This window comes from Curtobacterium sp. VKM Ac-2922, assembly GCF_022815645.1.
GTDB lineage: Bacteria > Actinomycetota > Actinomycetes > Actinomycetales > Microbacteriaceae > Curtobacterium.
Map to the genome: position 1 here is coordinate 52,640 of NZ_JALGRO010000011.1, position 17,633 is coordinate 70,272.

The following is a 17,633-nucleotide window of genomic DNA, read 5'->3' on the forward strand; positions in this document are numbered from 1 at the left end:
GGTGTCCGTGGCGTGGTCGCGACTACAGCGCGGCGTGCTGCGGCAGCGCCGCTTCGATCTCGGCGGCGACCTGCCGGCCGATGCGGACCGCACCGTCGACGTGCTGGTACCCGGCGCCGGCCAGGTCACTCGACGCGAACCGGATCGGACCGACGGCAGCGCGCTGGTCGGCGCCGTACCGGGCGAGCCCACCCAGGTCGAAGCTCGCGGCGTAGGCACCCCGGGTCCACTCCTCGGTCCCCCAGTCGCTCTCGTGGTAGACGACGGGGTCGGCCGCCTGAGGACCGTAGTAGTCCACGAGCGATGCCAGGATGCGGGCCCTGCGCTCTTCCGCCGGCAACGCGAACACCGCGTCGGCGTGCTCGTCGGACACGAAGCCGACGATGGCGCCCTGTGCCGAGCCGTGCGTCGTGTTGTCGTAGGCCTCGTGGACGAGCTCGTACGGGCTGAACGCGGTGCCGGACAGCCCGGCCTCGCGCCAGAACGGCCGGTCGTACACGGCCTGCACCTTGATGACGAAGCCCATCGACAGGTGCTGGTGCAGCTGGTGCTGGCGGCGGGGCAGCGGCGGCTCGAACGTGATCCGGGTGTACAGGGGCGGCGGGACCGCGACCAGGGCCTGCTTCGCGTGCACCTCGATGCCTCCGTCGGCGAGCGCCACCACGCCGTCCTCGGTCCAGCGGAGCGTCCGCACGGGCGCGTTCAGGTGCACGGCGTCGCCGAGCTGCTCGGCGAGCCGTTCGGAGACCTGCTGCAGCCCGCCCACGACGCGCTTGTCGAGGATGAAGTCGGCGTCGACCAGGTTCGCGAAGCTGCCGGCCGACGCGGCCATCAGCAGCGCCTGCAGCGCCGAGAAGGCATGGGCGGGCTTGGTGAGCATCGCGCCGGCGATGAACAGCTCGACGTTGTCGGTCGCGACCCGGTCGTCGCTCAGGCCGTGCAGCCACGCGCGGAAGCTCGTCTCGTCGAGCTGCCTGGCGTCGGGGGCGTTCCACGGCTCGGCGGGGTCGACCGTGGCGACGTACCCGTCGATGACGGACACCAGCCGCTCGATTTCGTCCGCCGTGGCCTGCGGCAGCGGGAAGACGTCGCCGGTGTACTCGGTGCGGGTGCCGTCCGCGTCGACGTACACGCTGGACCCCTCGCGGTACCGGTCGTACGTGTCCAGCCCGAGTTCGTCGAGGGTCTCCAGCAGGGCGGTCTGGTCCGGGGAGACCCACTGACCGCCGATCTCGAGCGCGACGCCGTGGATGTCGTCGGTCCACGTGCGGCCGCCGACCCGGTCGCGGGCCTCGAGCACGGTGACGGTCCGGCCCTCGGCCCGCAGGCGGGTCGCGGCGATCAGCCCGGTGACCCCGGCTCCGATGATGACGACGTCGCTCTCGGTCATCGCTGTGCTCCCTGTCCGCTCGTGGTGGTGCGCTGCCGGAACGGGTCCGGCGTCAGCGTGTACATCGTCTCGAGGTACTCGGCGATGCCCTCGGCAGCGCCCTCACGCCCGACGCCGGACTGCTTGACCCCGCCGAACGGTGCCGAGGCGTTCGACACGACCCCGGTGTTGAGGCCGAGCATGCCGGTCTCGAGCCGCTCCATCAGACGCTGCCCACGGGCCAGGTCCTCGGTGAAGGCGTACGCCACGAGACCGTACTCGGTGTCGTTGGCCGCGCGGACGGCTTCGTCGTCGGTGGCGAAGGTGCTGATCGCGAGCACCGGGCCGAAGATCTCGCCACGCAGGATCTCGCTGCCCGGCTGCACGTCGGTCAGGACCGTGGGCTCGAAGAACGTGCCCGGGCCGTCGACGGCGTGCCCGCCGGTCCGCACCACGGCACCACGGGACACGGCGTCCGCGACCAGGCGCTCGGCCTTGGCCACGGCGCGGTCGTCGATGAGGGGGCCGATCGCGACCCCGTCCTCGGTGCCACGGCCGACGCGCATCGCCTGCACGCGCTCGGTGACGCGGCGCGCGAACTCCTCGGCGACGTCCTGGTGCACGATGAACCGGTTGGCGGCGGTGCAGGCCTGTCCGGTGTTCCGGAACTTCGCGGCGAGCGCACCGGTCACGGCCTCGTCCAGGTCGGCGTCCGCGAACACCAGGAACGGGGCGTTGCCGCCGAGTTCCATGCTGGTGCGCAGGACGTTCGCCGAGGCCTGCGCGAGCAGGGTCCGACCGACGGGCGTCGAGCCGGTGAACGACAGCTTCCGCAGCCGCGGGTCGCCGATGACGGGTTCGGACACCGCCGCGGCGGAAGCGGTCGGCACGACGTTGACCACCCCGTCGGGCACGCCGACCTCGCGCAGCAGGTCGACGAACAGCAGCGTGGTCAGCGGCGTGAGCTCGGCGGGCTTGACGACCACCGTGCAGCCGGCGGCCAGCGCGGGGGCGATCTTCCGCGTCGCCATCGCGAGCGGGAAGTTCCACGGCGTGATCAGGTACGCGGGACCGACGGGCTTGTGCGAGACGATCGCGCGACCGGTGCCCTCGGGGTTCGTGCTGTACGAGCCGCCGATCCGGACTGCCTGTTCGGAGAACCAGCGCAGGAACTCGCCGCCGTAGGTGACCTCGCCGTTCGCCTCGGCCAGGGGCTTGCCCATCTCCAGGGTCATCAGCAGCGCGAAGTCGTCACGGCGCTCCTGCAGCAGGTCGAACGCGGCACGCAGCAGCTCCCCGCGCTTCCGGGGCGCGGTCGCAGCCCAGTCGGCGCGGGCTCGGTCGGCGGCGTCCAGCGCGCGGATCCCGTCGGCAGCGGTCGCACTCGCCACGTCGGCCAGCACCGCGCCGGTCGACGGGTCGTGCACGGCGAAGGTGGCTCCGTCCGACGACGGCTGCCACGAGCCGTCGATGAACAGCCCGGTGGGGACGCGGGACAGCAGGTCGTGTTCGGTGGTGGCGCTCATGCCTGGGCCAGTCCTTCCAGCACGACGCCCAGGCCCTCGGCCAGCAGTGCGTCGTCGATCGCGAGCGGCGGCAGGAAGCGCAGCACGTTGCCGTACGTGCCCGCGGTCAGGGCGATCACCCCGTGTTCGAAGGCGTACCGCACGACCCGTCCGGTGAGTCCCGGATCGGGATCGCCGGTCGCCGGGTCGACGAGCTCCATCGCGATCATCGCCCCGCGACCCCGGACGTCGCCGATGCGCGGGTCGTCCGCCTGGGCCCGACGGAGGGTGTCGACGACGATGGCCTCGATCTCCTGCGCGCGCTCGACCAGGCCGTCGTGCTCGAACGCGTCGATCGCTGCCAGGGCGGCCGCGCACGCGATCGGGTTGCCGCCGTAGGTCCCGCCGATGCCGCCGACCTGCGGGGAGTCCATGATGTCGGCGCGGCCGGTCACGGCGGACAGGGGCAGGCCGCCCGCGATGCCCTTCGCGGTGGTCACCATGTCCGGCACGACGCCCTCGTGGTCGCTGGCGAACATCGCGCCGGTGCGGGCGAACCCGGTCTGCACCTCGTCCGCGATGAACACCACGTCGTTCGCCCGGGCCCATGCGGCGAGCGCCGACAGGAAGCCCGGGGCGGGCACGACGAAGCCGCCCTCGCCCTGGATCGGCTCGATCAGCACCGCCGCGGTGTTCTCGGCCCCGACCTGCTTCTCGATCTGGCTGATCACCCGCCTCGCCGCCTCGGCGCCGGACAGGCCGTCGCGGTACGGGTACGACATCGGCACGCGGTAGACCTCGGGGGCGAACGGGCCGAAGCCGCTCTTGTAGGGCTGGTTCTTGGCGGTGAGCGCCAGCGTCAGGTTCGTCCGACCGTGGTACGCGTGGTCGAACACCACGACCGCCTGTCGCCCGGTGTGGCTGCGGGCGATCTTCACCGCGTTCTCGACGGCTTCGGCGCCGGAGTTGAACAGCGCTGTCCGCTTGTCGTGGTCGCCCGGGGTCAGGCGGTTGAGGGCCTCGGCGACCTCGACGTACCCGTCGTAGGCGGCGATGGTGAAGCACGTGTGCGTGAACGCTGCTGCCTGCGCGGTGACCGCGGCGACGACACCGGGGTGGGCGTTGCCGACCGAGGTCACGGCGATCCCCGAACCGAGGTCGATGAGCGAGTTGCCGTCCGCGTCGACCACGACGCCGCCGCCAGCGGCCACGACGGCGATCGGCACAGCGACACCCACCCCCGTCGGTACGGCCGCGGCCTTGCGTGCCAGCAGTTCCGTGGACCGCGGGCCGGGGACCGCCGTGACGAGACGGCGTTCCTGCGCCAGACCCGGTCCGCCGGTGGTCGTGGTGGGGTGCACTGCTGTGGAGGACATGCGGCGATCGTAGGAGCCCACGCACCGACCGCCCACCGTCCACCGTGTACACCACCTGCAGTACCGATCGCCACGGCGGATACAGTGACGCCATGCCCGCCACCCTGCGTTCCCTGCTCGCCCGGCGCGACCTCGGGCTCCGCCTGCTGACCGGCACGAGCCAGGACGACACCATCGCCTGGCTGCACAGCTCCGACCTGCCCGACCCCACGCCGTTCCTGACCGCGGGCCAGGCACTGCTGACCACGGGCACCCAGTTCGGTGCCGACGCCGAGGTCCCCCGGACGGTCGCCGACGACTACGTCCGCCGCCTGACCGACCACGGTGTCGTGGCGCTCGGCTTCGGTACCGAGGTCGTCCGCGCCGGCACCCCGGACGCCCTGGTCGGAGCGTGCCGCGCCCACGGCCTGCCGCTGTTCGAGGTGCCGTACGCCACCTCGTTCATCCAGGTCGCGCAGGCGAACGCGGAGACCGCCGCCAAGGACGCGAACGCGCGCGACGCCTGGGCACTCGCCGCGCAGCGCGCCATCTCGTTCGCGGCGATGCGCCCCGACGGCCTGGGTGCCACGCTCGCCGAGCTGTCCCGGCAGCTCGACTGCTGGGTGGGCCTGCTGGACGTCTCCGGGCGGCTCGACCGGGCGTTCCCGCCCGACGGCATCACCGCCGACCAGGTCGACCAGCTGCGGACGGAGAGTGCCCGACTCCTGCGCGGCGGGCACCGGGCGAGCCTGCCGGTACGAACCACCTCAGGAGGTTTCACACTGCAGACCCTGGGCTCCGGAGGGCACCTGGACGGGATCCTCGCCATCGCCACCGGCACGCTCGACCACGCCGGCCGCGAGGTCGTGACCGCGGTCATCGCCCTGGCCGGCCTGGCCCTGCAGCAGAACCGGGAGCTCGGACGCGCCCGGGGCCTGCTGCGCACCGGGCTGCTGACGATGCTGTCGTCCGGCAACCCCGACGTGGTGGCGACCACGTCGCGCGAGCTCTGGGGTCCCCTGCCCGCCGAACCCGTCCGGGTGGCCGCCGTCCACGTCGAGGACGGCGACCGCGATGCCGTGGTCGACCTCCTCGAGCTCTGGGTGCAGGACCGCCCCGGTCACCTGTTCTTCGCCGTCGACGACGACCTGTTCCTGTGCGTCGGCGCGGACGATGCCGGACTCGACACCGTCCGGGCACTGACCGAGCGATGGGACCTGCACGCCGGGCTGTCGGACGACACGTCCTACGGCTCCTTCGGCCGCGCCCGCGCCCAGTCCGTCCTGGCCCTCGGACGCTCCCGCGAGGGTCGTCCCGGCCTGGTGGCGTTCGCCGAGCTGGCACGCGACGGCGTCCTGGCGCACCTCGCACACACCGATGCCGCGGACGTCGCAGCGGCCTTCCTCGCGCCCCTGACCGACCACGACGCCGCCGCTGGTTCGGACCTGACCCGGACCGTCCGCACCTGGCTCGAGCAGGACTGCGAGTACGACCGGACCGCGCAGGTCCTGGGCATCCACCGGCACACCGCACGCGCCCGGGTCGAACACGCCGGCAGGCTGCTCCACCGCGACCTCGGCCGGTTCGCCACCCGCGCCGACGTGTGGGCCGCGTTCGTCGCCCTGCCCACCGGCTGAGCGCCCCTGCCTAGGCTGTCCCCGTGCCCACCCCGCCCCGCCGTCGCCTGTCGCCCGAGGAACGGTCCGCGCAGATCGACGCCGCCGCCGTGGCCCTCGCCCGCGCCGACGGGCTCGCGGGACTCACGCTGCGCACCGTCGCCGCATCGGTCGGCGTCGCACCGTCACTCGTGGCCCACTACCGCCCGGCCATCAAGGCCCTGGTCGCCGACACGTTCCGCACCGTCGCCACCGACGAGGTCGCCGAGGTCCGCCAGGTCGTCATCGCCGAACACGACCCGGTCGACCGGCTCCGAGCACTGCTCGCCGCCGTCAACGACCCCCGACGCGACGACGTCGGGACGATCTGGGCCGACGCCTGGAGCATCGGCCGCTCGAACCCGCAGCTCGCCGACGCCGCCCGCGCCGTGATGGGCGCGTGGCAGGAGCTCGCCAGCCAGGTCGTCGCGGACGGCGTCGCTGCCGGGTCGATGCACACCGACGACCCCGACCGTGTCGCGTTCCTGCTCTTCGCCCTGGTGGACGCCGCGAACGGCTACGCCCTGGTCGGCCACCGGTCGCGCGCGGAGCGCGACGACCTGGTCGTCCGCACCGTCGCCGGAGCCGTCGGTCTTCCGGCGGAGCGGCTGACGTCCGACGGGTGACCAGCAGGCGGACTGGAGGCGCGGATCACCGCCGCCACGGGCCTCCCGTCCGCGGTCAGACACCGAGGACGAGTCGGACCCCCGCCTCGACCTGTCCGAGCAGGTAGGCGGGGAGCATGCCGACCGGGTGCGGGTCGAGGAACTCCCGACTCACGGGTCCGACCTGTGTGACGTTCGCCACCGAGTCACGGTCGAGACCGGACGAGCCCGGGGGCACCAGCACGTTGCCGGGGAACTGCTCGAGCGCGGTGTTCGAGGTGAGCGGAACCGTCAGGACCGTCTGGATCGATGACGCCGTCAGCCAGTCGGCCTGCAGGACCACGCACGGACGCACCTTCGCGGGCTCCGAGCCGCGAGGAGAACCGAAGTCGGCCCACACCACGTCGCCCCGTTCGATCACCAGGTCGTCCCTTCGGACCGGAGCCGCTCGTTCTGCCGCACGAACAGGTCGTCGTCATCTCGGGCCTTCGCGAGCGCAGCGTCCGCGAGTGCCGTGAGCTCGGACGTCCCCTCGAGCTGGTCCGCGAACCGTGCGGCCGCGGTCCGGTAGAACTCTGAGCGGTTCATGCCGTGGGCACGCGCCACGCGTTCGAATCGTTCGAAGTCGGCGTCCGGAACCGAGATGGCCTTCTTCATGCGCTGAGTATAACCGGTATCACTGCACCGGGAAGGCCGGGACGTCGAGCTCGCCGTGCTCGACGAGCCAGCGGACCGCCGACTCCACGGTTTCGCCGGCCGTGTACCGCGGTTCGTAGCCGAGCAGCCGTCGTGCCTTGTCGATGCTGAACACCTGACTGCGCGACAGGTGGTCCCAGCTCGCGCCGGCGGCGTCCTGGTCGCACGTCTCGCGGAACCGGTCCCACGAGACGGACTCCAGCCGGGCCTCCTGGCCGAACCACGACGCGGCGAGCGCCGCGTACCCACGGACGTTCAGGGCGTCCGGTGCGACCACCGTGAAGTCCTGGCCGGCAGCGGCGTCGCGGTGCTCGACGGCCAGCGCGAAGGCCTGCGCGACGTCGTCGGCGTGCACGTGCGCCATCGTCTCCGTCCCGATGCCGGGGATCGCGAGCGTCTCGCCGGCGGCCAGCGTGTGCCACACGGACGGGTCGAGGTTGCCGACCGGTCCGATCGGCGCCCAGCCCGGGCCGCTGATGTGACCGGGGTGCAACGACGTCGTGACGACACCACCATCGGTGGTTTCCTGCTTGAGCATCCGGGCGATGCGGTCCTTCTCGACGCCGTAGGTGCCGACCGGCGGCGTGGCGTTCTCCTCGGTGATCGGCAGCACCTGGCTCGGGCCCGCGCGCCAGATCGAGCCGCAGTGCAGCAGGTGGACGTCCGATCCGCGCAGCCGGTCGACCAGTGCCGTGGCCGACTCGAGCGTGAAACAGACCAGGTCGACGACGACGTCCGGCCGCAGGTCGGCGACACGGTCGGGGAACGTGCCGTCGCGGTCCTCCTGCTCGCGGTCCGCGACGACCTGCTCGACCCGCTCCCACTCCGGCGCGTCCGCGTACGCACGCCGCGATCCGCGGCTGACGTTCACGACGTCGTGTCCGGCGCGGACGAGCCGCGGGACCAGGAACGTGCCGATGTGTCCGGTTCCGCCGATGACCACGACGCGCTTGCTGTTGCTCATGCGGCCCACCGTAGGCGCGAGGAACGACGAAGGCCCCCGGGATTCCCGGGGGCCTTGTCGTTGCTTGCCTGACTTCCGTCAGGCTCTGGTGCGCGAGGGGGGACTTGAACCCCCACGCCGTTTCCAGCACACGGACCTGAACCGTGCGCGTCTACCAATTCCGCCACTCGCGCCAGCCACAGAACACTACCACGCACAGACTGCCCCAGCTGACGCCGACTACCATGCAGAGGTCATCGACCCGAGACGTGGGAGACCCATGGGACTGCTGGACAGCTTCGAGCGGGGGCTGGAGCGCGCCGTCAACGGCACGTTCGCCAAGACCTTCCGCTCCGGTGTGCAGCCGGTGGAGATCTCGAGCGCGCTCCGACGCGAGCTCGACACCAAGGCCGCGGTGGTCTCGCGCGACCGCATCCTGGTGCCGAACGAGTTCACCGTGCGCCTGGCGCCGCCGGACTGCACGCGCATGAACGACGTCGGCCGGCCGCTCATCGACGAGCTCACCCAGATGGTGCAGCAACACGCCGTCGCCCAGAACTACTCGTTCTCCGGTCCGGTCACCATCCGCCTGCAGCAGGACGGCACGCTCTCCACCGGGATCCTGCAGATCGACTCCACCACGGTGCAGCGCGACGTCGCCTGGGTCGCCGTCCTCGACATCGGTTCGCAGCGGCACCGACTGCACCGCGGGCGCACCGTCATCGGTCGCGGGACCGACGCGGACATCACCGTCGCGGACACCGGGACCAGCCGCAAGCACGTCGAGGTCCTGTGGGACGGCAAGCACGCGCAGGCCAACGACCTCGGGTCCACGAACGGCTCGAAACTGAACGGCGAACGCTTCGACCAGGCGATCGTCGAGCCGGACTCCACCATCGAGATCGGTCGTACCCGTATGGTGTTCCGGGTGATCCCGGAGAACGACGGAGGTGCGCGATGACCACAGGGCTGACACTGCTCGTGCTGCGCTTCGCGTTCCTCGCGGTGCTGTGGCTCTTCGTCTTCGTGATCGTCTTCGCTCTGCGCAGCGACCTGTTCGGCCAGCGCGTGCGGACGATCCCCACCGATCCCAAGGGCGCGCCCGCGGGACCGACGACCCCGACGATCCCCGCTGCTGCCCCTGCAGGCGGTGCGGGCGCGTTCACGGAGCTCATCGAGCAGGGCCGCTCCAGCCCGCAGCAGACCGCCACCGACGTCGCCACCCGCCTGGTCATCACCGAGGGTGCCCGCGAGGGCATGGAGATGCCGCTCGGCCGCGGACCGATCACGATCGGGCGCTCCAGCGAGAGCAACGTCGTGATCCGCGACGACTACACGTCCACGCACCACGCACGGCTCGAACTGCAGTCGTCCGGCTGGGTGGTCATCGACCTCGAGTCGACGAACGGCACGTTCATCGACGGGCAGAAGGTGACGGCCCCCGTGACCGTCGCGGAGCGGACGCCGATCACGATCGGGACGACGACGTTCGAGCTGCGGCGGTAGGCCCGGATGACGGCTCGCACGCTGAGCGCCGCTGTGTCCCACGTGGGGCGCATCCGCGCGAACAACCAGGACTCCGGGTACGCCGGCGCACACCTCTTCGCCGTGGCCGACGGCATGGGCGGACACGCCGGGGGTGACGTCGCCTCGGCGATCGCGATCCGCCGCATCCGCGAGGTCGACCGCGAGTTCCCGTCCGCGCACGACGCCGAGTTCGCCCTGCAGTCGGCCCTGATCGCGGCGAACCAGCTGATCACCGAGACGGTGTTCGAGCACCAGGAACTCACCGGGATGGGCACGACCGTCAGCGCGATGATCCGCGTCGGCGACCAGATCGCGATCGCCCACATCGGCGACTCGCGCATCTACCGGTTCCGCGACGGCGAACTGCAGCAGATCACCTCCGACCACACCTTCGTCCAGCGCCTGGTCGACAGCGGCCGCATCACCCCAGAAGAAGCGGCGGTCCACCCGCGCCGATCCGTCCTGATGCGCGTGCTCGGCGACGTCGACGCGGCGCCCGAGGTCGACACCGCGATCATGGACATCCGCCCGGGCGACCGGTGGCTGCTCTGCTCCGACGGGCTGTCGTCGTACCTGGCCGAGGAGCGCATCCGACATGCGATGGCGTCGAACATGGACGCCAACCAGGTGACCCAGCGCCTGGTCAAGGAGACCCTCGACCACGGGGCGCCGGACAACGTCACGGTGGTGGCGATGGACGTCACCGACGCCGTCTCCGCCGAGGACGACGACGATGCCGCCACCACGGTCGGGTCTGCCGCCGCTCCGCTCACCTTCGAGGCATCGACCGGCCGGAAGCCGATCCGCCTCCCCACGATCCTGCTGCACCCGCTCAAGGTCACCACCGCCCCCGAGGACTCGCACTTCGAACCGGAGAGCGACCAGTACTTCGCCGAGCTCATCGCCGAGGACCGCCGTCGCCGGGTCCGCCGTCGCATCACGTGGACGATCGCGCTCGTGCTCGCCGTCGCCGCCCTGGTCGGTGCCGTGTTCCTGGGCTGGCGCATCGTGCAGGACCACTACTACGTGGGCTCGGACCGCGGCCAGGTCGCGATCTACAAGGGCGTGCAACAGCAGATCGGCCCGGTCGCACTGTCCGACGTGTACGAGGACTCCGGCATCGAGGTCTCCGACCTGCCCGAGTACACCAGGGAGAACGTCCGCTCGACGATCAACGCGCAGTCGCTCGACGACGCGCGGGACATCGTGGACCGCCTGCGCACCGCGGCCCGCACCGGACAGGACCAGAGCGGCACCGGTGGCTCCGGCGGCTCGTCGTCCTCACCGACCCCCAGCCCGTCACCGTCGCCGTCCTCGACGTCGGGGGCTGCGAAGTGACCACCACGACCTCCCCGTCGCTGACACAGGCGATCACGATCAAGCTGCGCGAGCCGGCGCGCGCGCGCAACCTCGAGCTCGTGCTGCTCGTCATCGCATGCGGCATCTGCGCCGGTGCCCTGGTGCTCGTCGAGCTGGGCACCAAGGGCCGACTGTTCGACACGTCCGTGCTCTGGGCGGGCTCGGCGATCCTCGGCCTGGCGCTCGTGATGCACGTGGTGCTGCGGATCGTCGCGAAGAACGCCGACCCGTTCATCCTGCCGGTGGCACTGGTGCTCAACGGCATCGGGATCGCCGAGATCTACCGCATCGACGTCCACAACGCCCTGACCGGGTGGAACGCGATCGGCGTCAAGCAGATCGTCTGGACCCTGCTCGCCATGGTCTTCGCGATCCTGACGGTCGTCCTCGTGCGGAACCACCGGTTCCTGCAGCGGTACCGGTACATCTTCATGTTCCTGACGATCGTGCTGCTGCTCCTGCCGATGCTGCCCGGCATCGGCCAGAACATCGGCGGTGCCCGCGTCTGGATCCGGCTCGGCCCGTTCTCGTTCCAACCCGGTGAGCTCGCCAAGATCACGATGGCGCTGTTCTTCGCCGGGTACCTGGTGACCGCGCGCGACAGTCTGTCGATCGTGGGCAAGAAGTTCCTCGGCATGACCTTCCCCCGCGGCCGCGACCTGGGCCCGATCCTGATCGTGTGGGGCGTGGCGATGAGCGTGCTGGTGTTCCAGCGCGACCTCGGCACCGCGTTGCTCTACTTCGGCCTGTTCCTCGTGATGATCTACGTCGCGACCGCCCGCCTGAGCTGGGTGCTCATCGGCCTGGCCCTGTTCGTCGGCGGCGCCCTCGCCGCAGCCAGTGTGCTGGAGTACGTGCAGGGCCGCTTCGAGCAGTGGCTGAACCCCTTCGCCAACTCGGTCTACTACGCCGACACGCAGGCCAGCTACCAACTCGTGAACGGCCTGTTCGGCTTCGCCAACGGCGGCATCACCGGCACCGGACTCGGCCAGGGCCGCCCGTACATCACGCCCGTGGCCAACGCCGACTACATCCTCTCGTCGCTGGGCGAGGAGCTCGGTCTGATCGGTGTCTTCGCGATCCTGGCGCTGTTCATCGTCCTGGTGTCGCGTGGCATCCGGGTCGGCTTCATGGCGCAGGACGACTTCGGCAAGCTGCTCGGCATCGGCTTCGGCTTCACGATCGCCCTGCAGGTCTTCGTCGTCGTCGGCGGCATCACGCGGATCATCCCCGTGACCGGACTCACGACCCCGTTCATGGCCGCGGGTGGTTCGTCCCTGGTGGCCAACTGGATCATCGCCGCGATGCTGCTGCGGCTGACCGACTCGATCCCCGCTGAACAGCGCGTGCTCTCCGAGCGCGGTGGCCTGCGCACCAACGACCGCAAGGCCGCTCGCGGGCGGACCAGGAAGGAGCGTCGATGAAACGCCAGCTCCGTGGCGTCTCCACGGTCATCGTGCTCATGTTCGTCGCACTCTTCGTGTCGACGACCTCGATCCAGTTCTTCGCCGCCGACTCGCTGCGCGCCGACCCGCGCAACTCGCGGACCATCCTCGACAGCTACTCGAACAAACGCGGCGCCATCCTGGTCAACGGCACCCCGATCGCCGAGTCCACCGCCGTCGACGACCAGTACAAGTACCAGCGCAAGTACTCCAACGGCGCGCTGTACTCGGCCGTCACGGGGTACTTCACGATCGGCCAGGGCAACACCGGCATCGAGAGCGCCGAGAACACCGTGCTGTCCGGCAACTCGGACGACTCGTTCTTCCAGAACCTCAACTCGATCCTGACCGGGCAGGACGTGCAGGGCGACAACGTCAACCTGACGATCGACCCGGACGTGCAGCAGGCCGCCTACGACGCCCTCGGGTCGAACACGGGGGCCGTCGTCGCGATCCAGCCGAAGACCGGCAAGATCCTCGCGATGGTGTCGAAGCCCGACTACGACCCGAACTCGCTCACGTCGCACGACACCGCGAAGGTCAAGGCGCAGTACGACGCGCTGCTGGGACAGTCCCCGACCCCGCTGCAGAACCGTGCCATCGGTGGCGACCTCTACACGCCCGGGTCGGTCTTCAAGCTCGTCGTGGCGTCCGCTGCCCTGCAGGGCGGCAAGTACACGCTCGACTCCGAGTTCCCGAACCCGTCACGCCTGCAGCTCCCGCAGACCAGCAGCTACATCAACAACGCCGAGGGCGGCTCGTGCGGCGGCGGCGACACCGTCAAGCTGCGGACCGCCATCCAGAACTCGTGCAACATCCCCTTCGCGGAACTCGGGCAGAAGCTCGGGTACGACACGATCAAGGCGATGGCGGACAAGTACGGGTTCGGCGACGCGATCGAGGTCCCGATGAAGGCCACCGCCAGCCAGTACCCCGAGGTCGACTCGACGGCGCAACTCATGCTCAGCGCGTTCGGCCAGGGCAGCGTCCGTGTGTCGCCGCTCCAGATGGCCATGGTGTCCGCGGGCATCGCCAACGGCGGCAAGGTCATGCAGCCCTCGCTCATCGACTCGATCACCACGAGCGACCTGAAGACCGTCGAGTCGTTCTCCCCGAAGCAGTACAGCGACCCGCTCTCGTCCTCAGAGTCAGCTGACCTGACCGAGGCGATGCAGAGCGTCGTGAACGCGGGGACCGGAACCAATGCGAAGATCGACGGGGTCGACGTCGCCGGCAAGACAGGGACTGCCGAGAACGGCACGGGCGACCCGTACACCCTCTGGTTCACCGGGTTCGCGCCCGCGAAGGACCCGGAGGTGGCCGTCGCGGTCGTCGTCGGCAACGGCGGCGGACGCGGACAGTCCGGCGTCGGCAACACGGTCGCGGCCCCGATCGCGAAGAACGTCATGGAGGCGGTGCTGAACAAATGAGACCCACCAGCGGACTCACCTTCGGTGGGCGGTACCAGCTCTCGTCCCGGGTCGCCATCGGCGGCATGGGAGAGGTGTGGCAGGCGACCGACCTCGTCATCGGACGCACCGTCGCCCTGAAGATCCTCAAGGACGAGTACCTCGGCGACCCCGGGTTCCTCGAGCGCTTCCGCGCCGAGGCCCGTCACGCCGCGCTCGTCAACCACGAGGGCATCGCCAACGTCTTCGACTACGGCGAAGAGGACGGCAGCGCCTACCTCGTGATGGAGCTCGTGCCCGGTGAGGCGCTCTCCACCATGATCGAGCGTGAGCACACGCTGCCGGTCGACAAGGTCCTGGACATCGTCGCGCAGACGGCGAACGCGCTGCAGGCTGCCCACGCGGTCGGCCTGGTGCACCGCGACATCAAGCCGGGCAACCTGCTGATCACGCCGGACGGCCGCGTCAAGATCACCGACTTCGGCATCGCCCGCATCGCCGACCAGGTGCCGCTCACCGCGACCGGTCAGGTCATGGGCACGGTCCAGTACCTGTCGCCCGAACAGGCGAGCGGACACCCGGCGTCGCCGTCGACCGACGTGTACTCGCTCGGCATCGTCGCGTACGAGTGCCTGGCCGGACGCCGTCCGTTCACGGGCGAGTCGCAGGTCGCGATCGCGATGGCCCACATCAACGAGCAGCCGCCGGCGCTCCCCGGGGACATCCCCGAGCCGGTCGCCGCGCTGGTGATGTCCTGCATCGCGAAGAAGCCGGCCGACCGTCCGGCCACCGCAGCCAACCTGGCGCGGGCGGCGCAGGCGCTCCGTCGCGGTGACGTCGCGGCCGCGACCGTGGCGGTGCCCGCACTCGGTGGTGCCGGCACGGTGGCGTTCAACCCCCCGCAGGGCAACGACGCCGCGACCGCGCTCATCGGCACCCAGGCCGGTTCCACGGTCGGTGGTGTCCCTCGGACGCCGAGTTCGCCGGCAGCCCCCGCGGACGACGAACCGAAGAAGAAGCGCGCCTGGATCTGGTGGGTGGTCGCGGCAGGCATCCTCGTGATCGCCGGTGCCGTGATCGCCGCGGTCGTGTTCGCGAACGGCAACGCCGACCCCGCGCCGAGCCCGTCCAAGAGCGCCAGCCAGACGCCCAGCCGGACGCCCAGCCAGACACCCACGCCGGACCGCCTGTTCATCAACCAGAGCGACTACGTCGGCCGCAACACCGCCGAGGCGCAGACCGCCCTGCGCGCGCTCGGCCTCGAGGTCACCGTGGAGGACGGCGACACCGCCCCGTCGGCCGCACAGGCCAACACGGTGCAGTCCATCACCCCGACCGGCAGCGTGGCCCCGGGCACGCTCATCACCCTGCGCGAGTACACGGCACCCCCGACGGTCAACAAGCCGAACACGCCGTCGGCGGGCACGGTGTCGTCCAGCGGAGCGGTGACGTTCAGCTGGTCGGCCGCGACCTGCCCGACCGGGTACACGGTCAGCAAGTACTCGTGGACCGTGACCGGCGGCAAGGACAGCTCGGGTGCCACGTCCGGCGACACGTCGTCGACCGCGGTCAACATCCAGGCCGACGCTGCCGGGTCCGAGGTCTCGTTCGTGTACAACGTGACCTGCGGGTCGCTCACGGCGTCCGAGAACTCCGACGCCGCCACCGCGACCTGGACCGTCCAGCAGCCGTCCGGCGAGCCCACCGGCGGCGCCACGCAGACCGGCGGACCGCAGGACGGCAACTGACGACGTCGGGGTCGTCCACACCGTTCCGGTAACGGTTGGTGTGGGCGGCCTCGTCGCCAGCGTCTCACCAGGGAGCCCTGTCGTACACTTGCCCCCGACGGACATTCGGAGGAGTACGTGCCAGAAGGTGTGACCGCGGGGATCACGCTCCTCGCCAACCGGTACGAGATCGGTGACGTCATCGGTCGGGGCGGCATGGCCACCGTGCACGTCGGGCAGGACACACGACTCGGTCGTCGTGTCGCCGTGAAGCTGCTCAAGCCGAGCCTGGCCAACGACCCGGCGTTCCGCACCCGCTTCCGTCAAGAAGCGCAGGCGGCCGCCCGGATGGCCCACCCGACGATCGTCCGTGTCTACGACGCCGGCGAAGAGACCGTCACCGAGCCGTCCGGCGCCGAGGTCCAGGTGCCGTACATCGTGATGGAGTTCGTCGAGGGTCGACCCCTCAGCGACGTCATCGCCGACGGGCCCGTCGAGTCCGACGAAGCCGTGCGCATCACGAGCGGCATCCTCACCGCGCTCGAGTACTCCCACCGCGCCGGCGTCGTGCACCGCGACATCAAGCCCGCCAACGTCATGGTCACGCAGACCGGACAGGTCAAGGTGATGGACTTCGGGATCGCCCGGGCCATCACGGACACCTCGGCGACGGTCGCGCAGACCACCTCGATCCTGGGCACCGCCTCGTACTTCTCGCCGGAGCAGGCCCGCGGCGAGACGGTCGACGCGCGCACCGACCTGTACTCGACGGGCATCGTCCTGTTCGAGCTCCTGACCGGACGCCCACCGTTCCTCGGTGACTCGCCCGTCGCGGTCGCCTACCAGCACGTCAGCGAACAGCCGGTCGCCCCGTCCACGATCACCCCGTCGGTCTCGCCGGCGATCGATGCCGTCACGCTGCACGCCCTGGTCAAGGACCGCACCCGCCGGTTCCAGAACGCCGCCGAGTTCCGCCGCGACCTCGAGCAGGCCGGCGCCGGGCACGTCCCGGCGTCGACCAAGAAGCTGCAGCAGCAGCGCGCGAACGATGCGTCGACCATGCTCTTCGGCGTGAACCCGCGCACGACCTCCAACCCCGAGGTCGCCTTCCGTGAACTCGACGACACGCAGGAACACCGCCCGCAACGCACGCAGAACCGCCCGCCGGTCGCGTGGATCTGGGTCGGCATCCTGGTGGCGGTGGCCGTGATCGCCGGGGTCGTCTTCTGGGTCGCCAACCTGCAGCCGGGCCAGGCACCGGTGTCGTCGTCGGTCAGTGTGCCGAACGTCGTCGGTGCCACCTACGACTCGGCCAGCAAGGCCCTCGAACAGAAGGACCTGGTGCCGGTTCGTGTCGACGAGAACTCGGACGACGTCGACAAGGGATCCGTCATCCGGACCGAACCGGGTTCCGGCACGAACGTCGCCCGCAAGCAGAACATCCGGTTGGTCGTCTCGCTCGGCCCGGAACAGGTGGCCGTACCCGACGTCGCGAACCAGACGCAGGACGCGGCCCAGAGTGCACTGAAAGCCGCCGGCTTCGAGGTCGGTGCGATCAACACCGACTACTCGCCGTCCGTCCCGGAAGGCACCGTGCTCAGCACCGACCCCGCCGCCAGCACGTCGCTCACGAAGGGCACCGTGGTCAACCTGACGGTGTCCAACGGCATGGTGCAGCTGCCGGACGTCTCGCAGCAGCCGATCGCGACCGCGAACTCGACACTCGCGAACCTCGGCCTGACCGTCAAGCAGCAGCCGTCGTACGCCTGCACCGGTGGCCTCGTGTCGCAGCAGGACCAGCCCGCCGGCGACATCGCCCAGGGCAGCACGGTCGTCCTGACCTACTGCGCTGCGTCAGTCCGTCCCAGCGCACCGGCCACGCAGGCTCCGAGTCCTGGTGGCGACAGCGGCGGGAACGCCGGCGACACCGGCGACAACGGCAACTGAACCGCTGGCCCGCTCATCCGCTGCGGCTTCCGGACCGGTCACCCACCGGACGGGAGGCCCGGGGTCGCCCGCCACGCGCCTCCTGTCCGAC

Annotated in this window: 15 protein-coding genes and 1 tRNA gene; 9 read left to right on the forward strand and 7 right to left on the reverse strand. The window is 70.7% G+C overall.

Annotated features, from left to right (window positions below):
* Positions 1-22: 22 nt before the first annotated feature.
* The 3 genes from MT346_RS13425 to gabT are packed head-to-tail and all read right to left on the reverse strand — an operon-like array spanning position 23 to position 4,250.
* Positions 23-1,390, reverse strand: coding sequence for an NAD(P)/FAD-dependent oxidoreductase (locus MT346_RS13425; protein ID WP_243563583.1), 1,368 nt, complete (start codon positions 1,388-1,390; stop codon positions 23-25).
* Positions 1,387-2,895, reverse strand: a complete 1,509-nt coding sequence (locus MT346_RS13430) for an NAD-dependent succinate-semialdehyde dehydrogenase (RefSeq protein ID WP_243563584.1) — start codon at positions 2,893-2,895, stop codon at positions 1,387-1,389. Before MT346_RS13430 ends, MT346_RS13425 begins: the two co-directional genes overlap by 4 nt.
* Positions 2,892-4,250, reverse strand: coding sequence for a 4-aminobutyrate--2-oxoglutarate transaminase (gene gabT / locus MT346_RS13435; protein ID WP_243563585.1), 1,359 nt, complete (start codon positions 4,248-4,250; stop codon positions 2,892-2,894). The genes MT346_RS13430 and gabT overlap by 4 nt, the downstream gene beginning before the upstream one ends.
* A 92-nt stretch (positions 4,251-4,342) precedes the next feature.
* On the opposite strand from gabT, the gene MT346_RS13440 reads away from it, so the two are divergent.
* Both MT346_RS13440 and MT346_RS13445 read left to right on the forward strand, forming a co-directional pair.
* Positions 4,343-5,866, forward strand: a complete 1,524-nt coding sequence (locus MT346_RS13440; RefSeq protein ID WP_243563586.1) for a PucR family transcriptional regulator — start codon at positions 4,343-4,345, stop codon at positions 5,864-5,866.
* 23 nt (positions 5,867-5,889) lie between these two features.
* Positions 5,890-6,510, forward strand: coding sequence for a TetR family transcriptional regulator C-terminal domain-containing protein (locus MT346_RS13445; protein WP_243563587.1), 621 nt, complete (start codon positions 5,890-5,892; stop codon positions 6,508-6,510).
* Positions 6,511-6,565: 55 nt separating this feature from the next.
* On the opposite strand, the gene MT346_RS13450 is transcribed toward MT346_RS13445, so the two are convergent.
* The 4 genes from MT346_RS13450 to MT346_RS13465 all read right to left on the reverse strand — a co-directional run bounded on the left by MT346_RS13450 (position 6,566) and on the right by MT346_RS13465 (position 8,322).
* The gene (locus MT346_RS13450) at positions 6,566-6,910 is read right to left on the reverse strand and encodes a type II toxin-antitoxin system PemK/MazF family toxin (RefSeq protein ID WP_056120957.1); all 345 of its coding nucleotides are present in this window, start codon (positions 6,908-6,910) and stop codon (positions 6,566-6,568) included.
* Entirely contained in the window at positions 6,907-7,146 is a 240-nt protein-coding gene (locus MT346_RS13455) for a CopG family transcriptional regulator (protein WP_243563588.1), read from the reverse strand. Before MT346_RS13455 ends, MT346_RS13450 begins: the two co-directional genes overlap by 4 nt.
* A gap of 19 nt (positions 7,147-7,165) precedes the next feature.
* The gene (locus tag MT346_RS13460) at positions 7,166-8,149 is read right to left on the reverse strand and encodes an NAD(P)-dependent oxidoreductase (RefSeq protein WP_243563589.1); all 984 of its coding nucleotides are present in this window, start codon (positions 8,147-8,149) and stop codon (positions 7,166-7,168) included.
* An 86-nt stretch (positions 8,150-8,235) separates the two neighbouring features.
* Positions 8,236-8,322 (reverse strand) — tRNA-Leu (locus MT346_RS13465).
* Between the two features lie 86 nt (positions 8,323-8,408).
* Here MT346_RS13465 and MT346_RS13470 point away from each other — a divergent pair.
* The 7 genes from MT346_RS13470 to pknB all read left to right on the forward strand — a co-directional run bounded on the left by MT346_RS13470 (position 8,409) and on the right by pknB (position 17,542).
* Positions 8,409-9,089, forward strand: a complete 681-nt coding sequence (locus MT346_RS13470) for a DUF3662 and FHA domain-containing protein (RefSeq protein WP_243563590.1) — start codon at positions 8,409-8,411, stop codon at positions 9,087-9,089.
* Positions 9,086-9,634 (forward strand): FHA domain-containing protein, encoded by a 549-nt coding sequence (locus tag MT346_RS13475; protein WP_243563591.1) that lies wholly within the window; start codon positions 9,086-9,088, stop codon positions 9,632-9,634. The genes MT346_RS13470 and MT346_RS13475 overlap by 4 nt, the downstream gene beginning before the upstream one ends.
* Before the next feature lie 6 nt (positions 9,635-9,640).
* Positions 9,641-10,993: a Stp1/IreP family PP2C-type Ser/Thr phosphatase gene (locus tag MT346_RS13480; protein ID WP_243563592.1), complete on the forward strand. Its 1,353-nt coding sequence runs from the start codon at positions 9,641-9,643 to the stop codon at positions 10,991-10,993.
* Entirely contained in the window at positions 10,990-12,438 is a 1,449-nt protein-coding gene (locus MT346_RS13485; RefSeq protein WP_243563593.1) for an FtsW/RodA/SpoVE family cell cycle protein, read from the forward strand. Before MT346_RS13480 ends, MT346_RS13485 begins: the two co-directional genes overlap by 4 nt.
* Entirely contained in the window at positions 12,435-13,889 is a 1,455-nt protein-coding gene (locus MT346_RS13490) for a penicillin-binding protein 2 (protein WP_243563594.1), read from the forward strand. Before MT346_RS13485 ends, MT346_RS13490 begins: the two co-directional genes overlap by 4 nt.
* Positions 13,886-15,616 (forward strand): protein kinase, encoded by a 1,731-nt coding sequence (locus tag MT346_RS13495; RefSeq protein WP_243563595.1) that lies wholly within the window; start codon positions 13,886-13,888, stop codon positions 15,614-15,616. Before MT346_RS13490 ends, MT346_RS13495 begins: the two co-directional genes overlap by 4 nt.
* Before the next feature lie 117 nt (positions 15,617-15,733).
* The gene (gene pknB, locus MT346_RS13500) at positions 15,734-17,542 is read left to right on the forward strand and encodes a Stk1 family PASTA domain-containing Ser/Thr kinase (protein ID WP_308221903.1); all 1,809 of its coding nucleotides are present in this window, start codon (positions 15,734-15,736) and stop codon (positions 17,540-17,542) included.
* Positions 17,543-17,633: the final 91 nt, after the last annotated feature.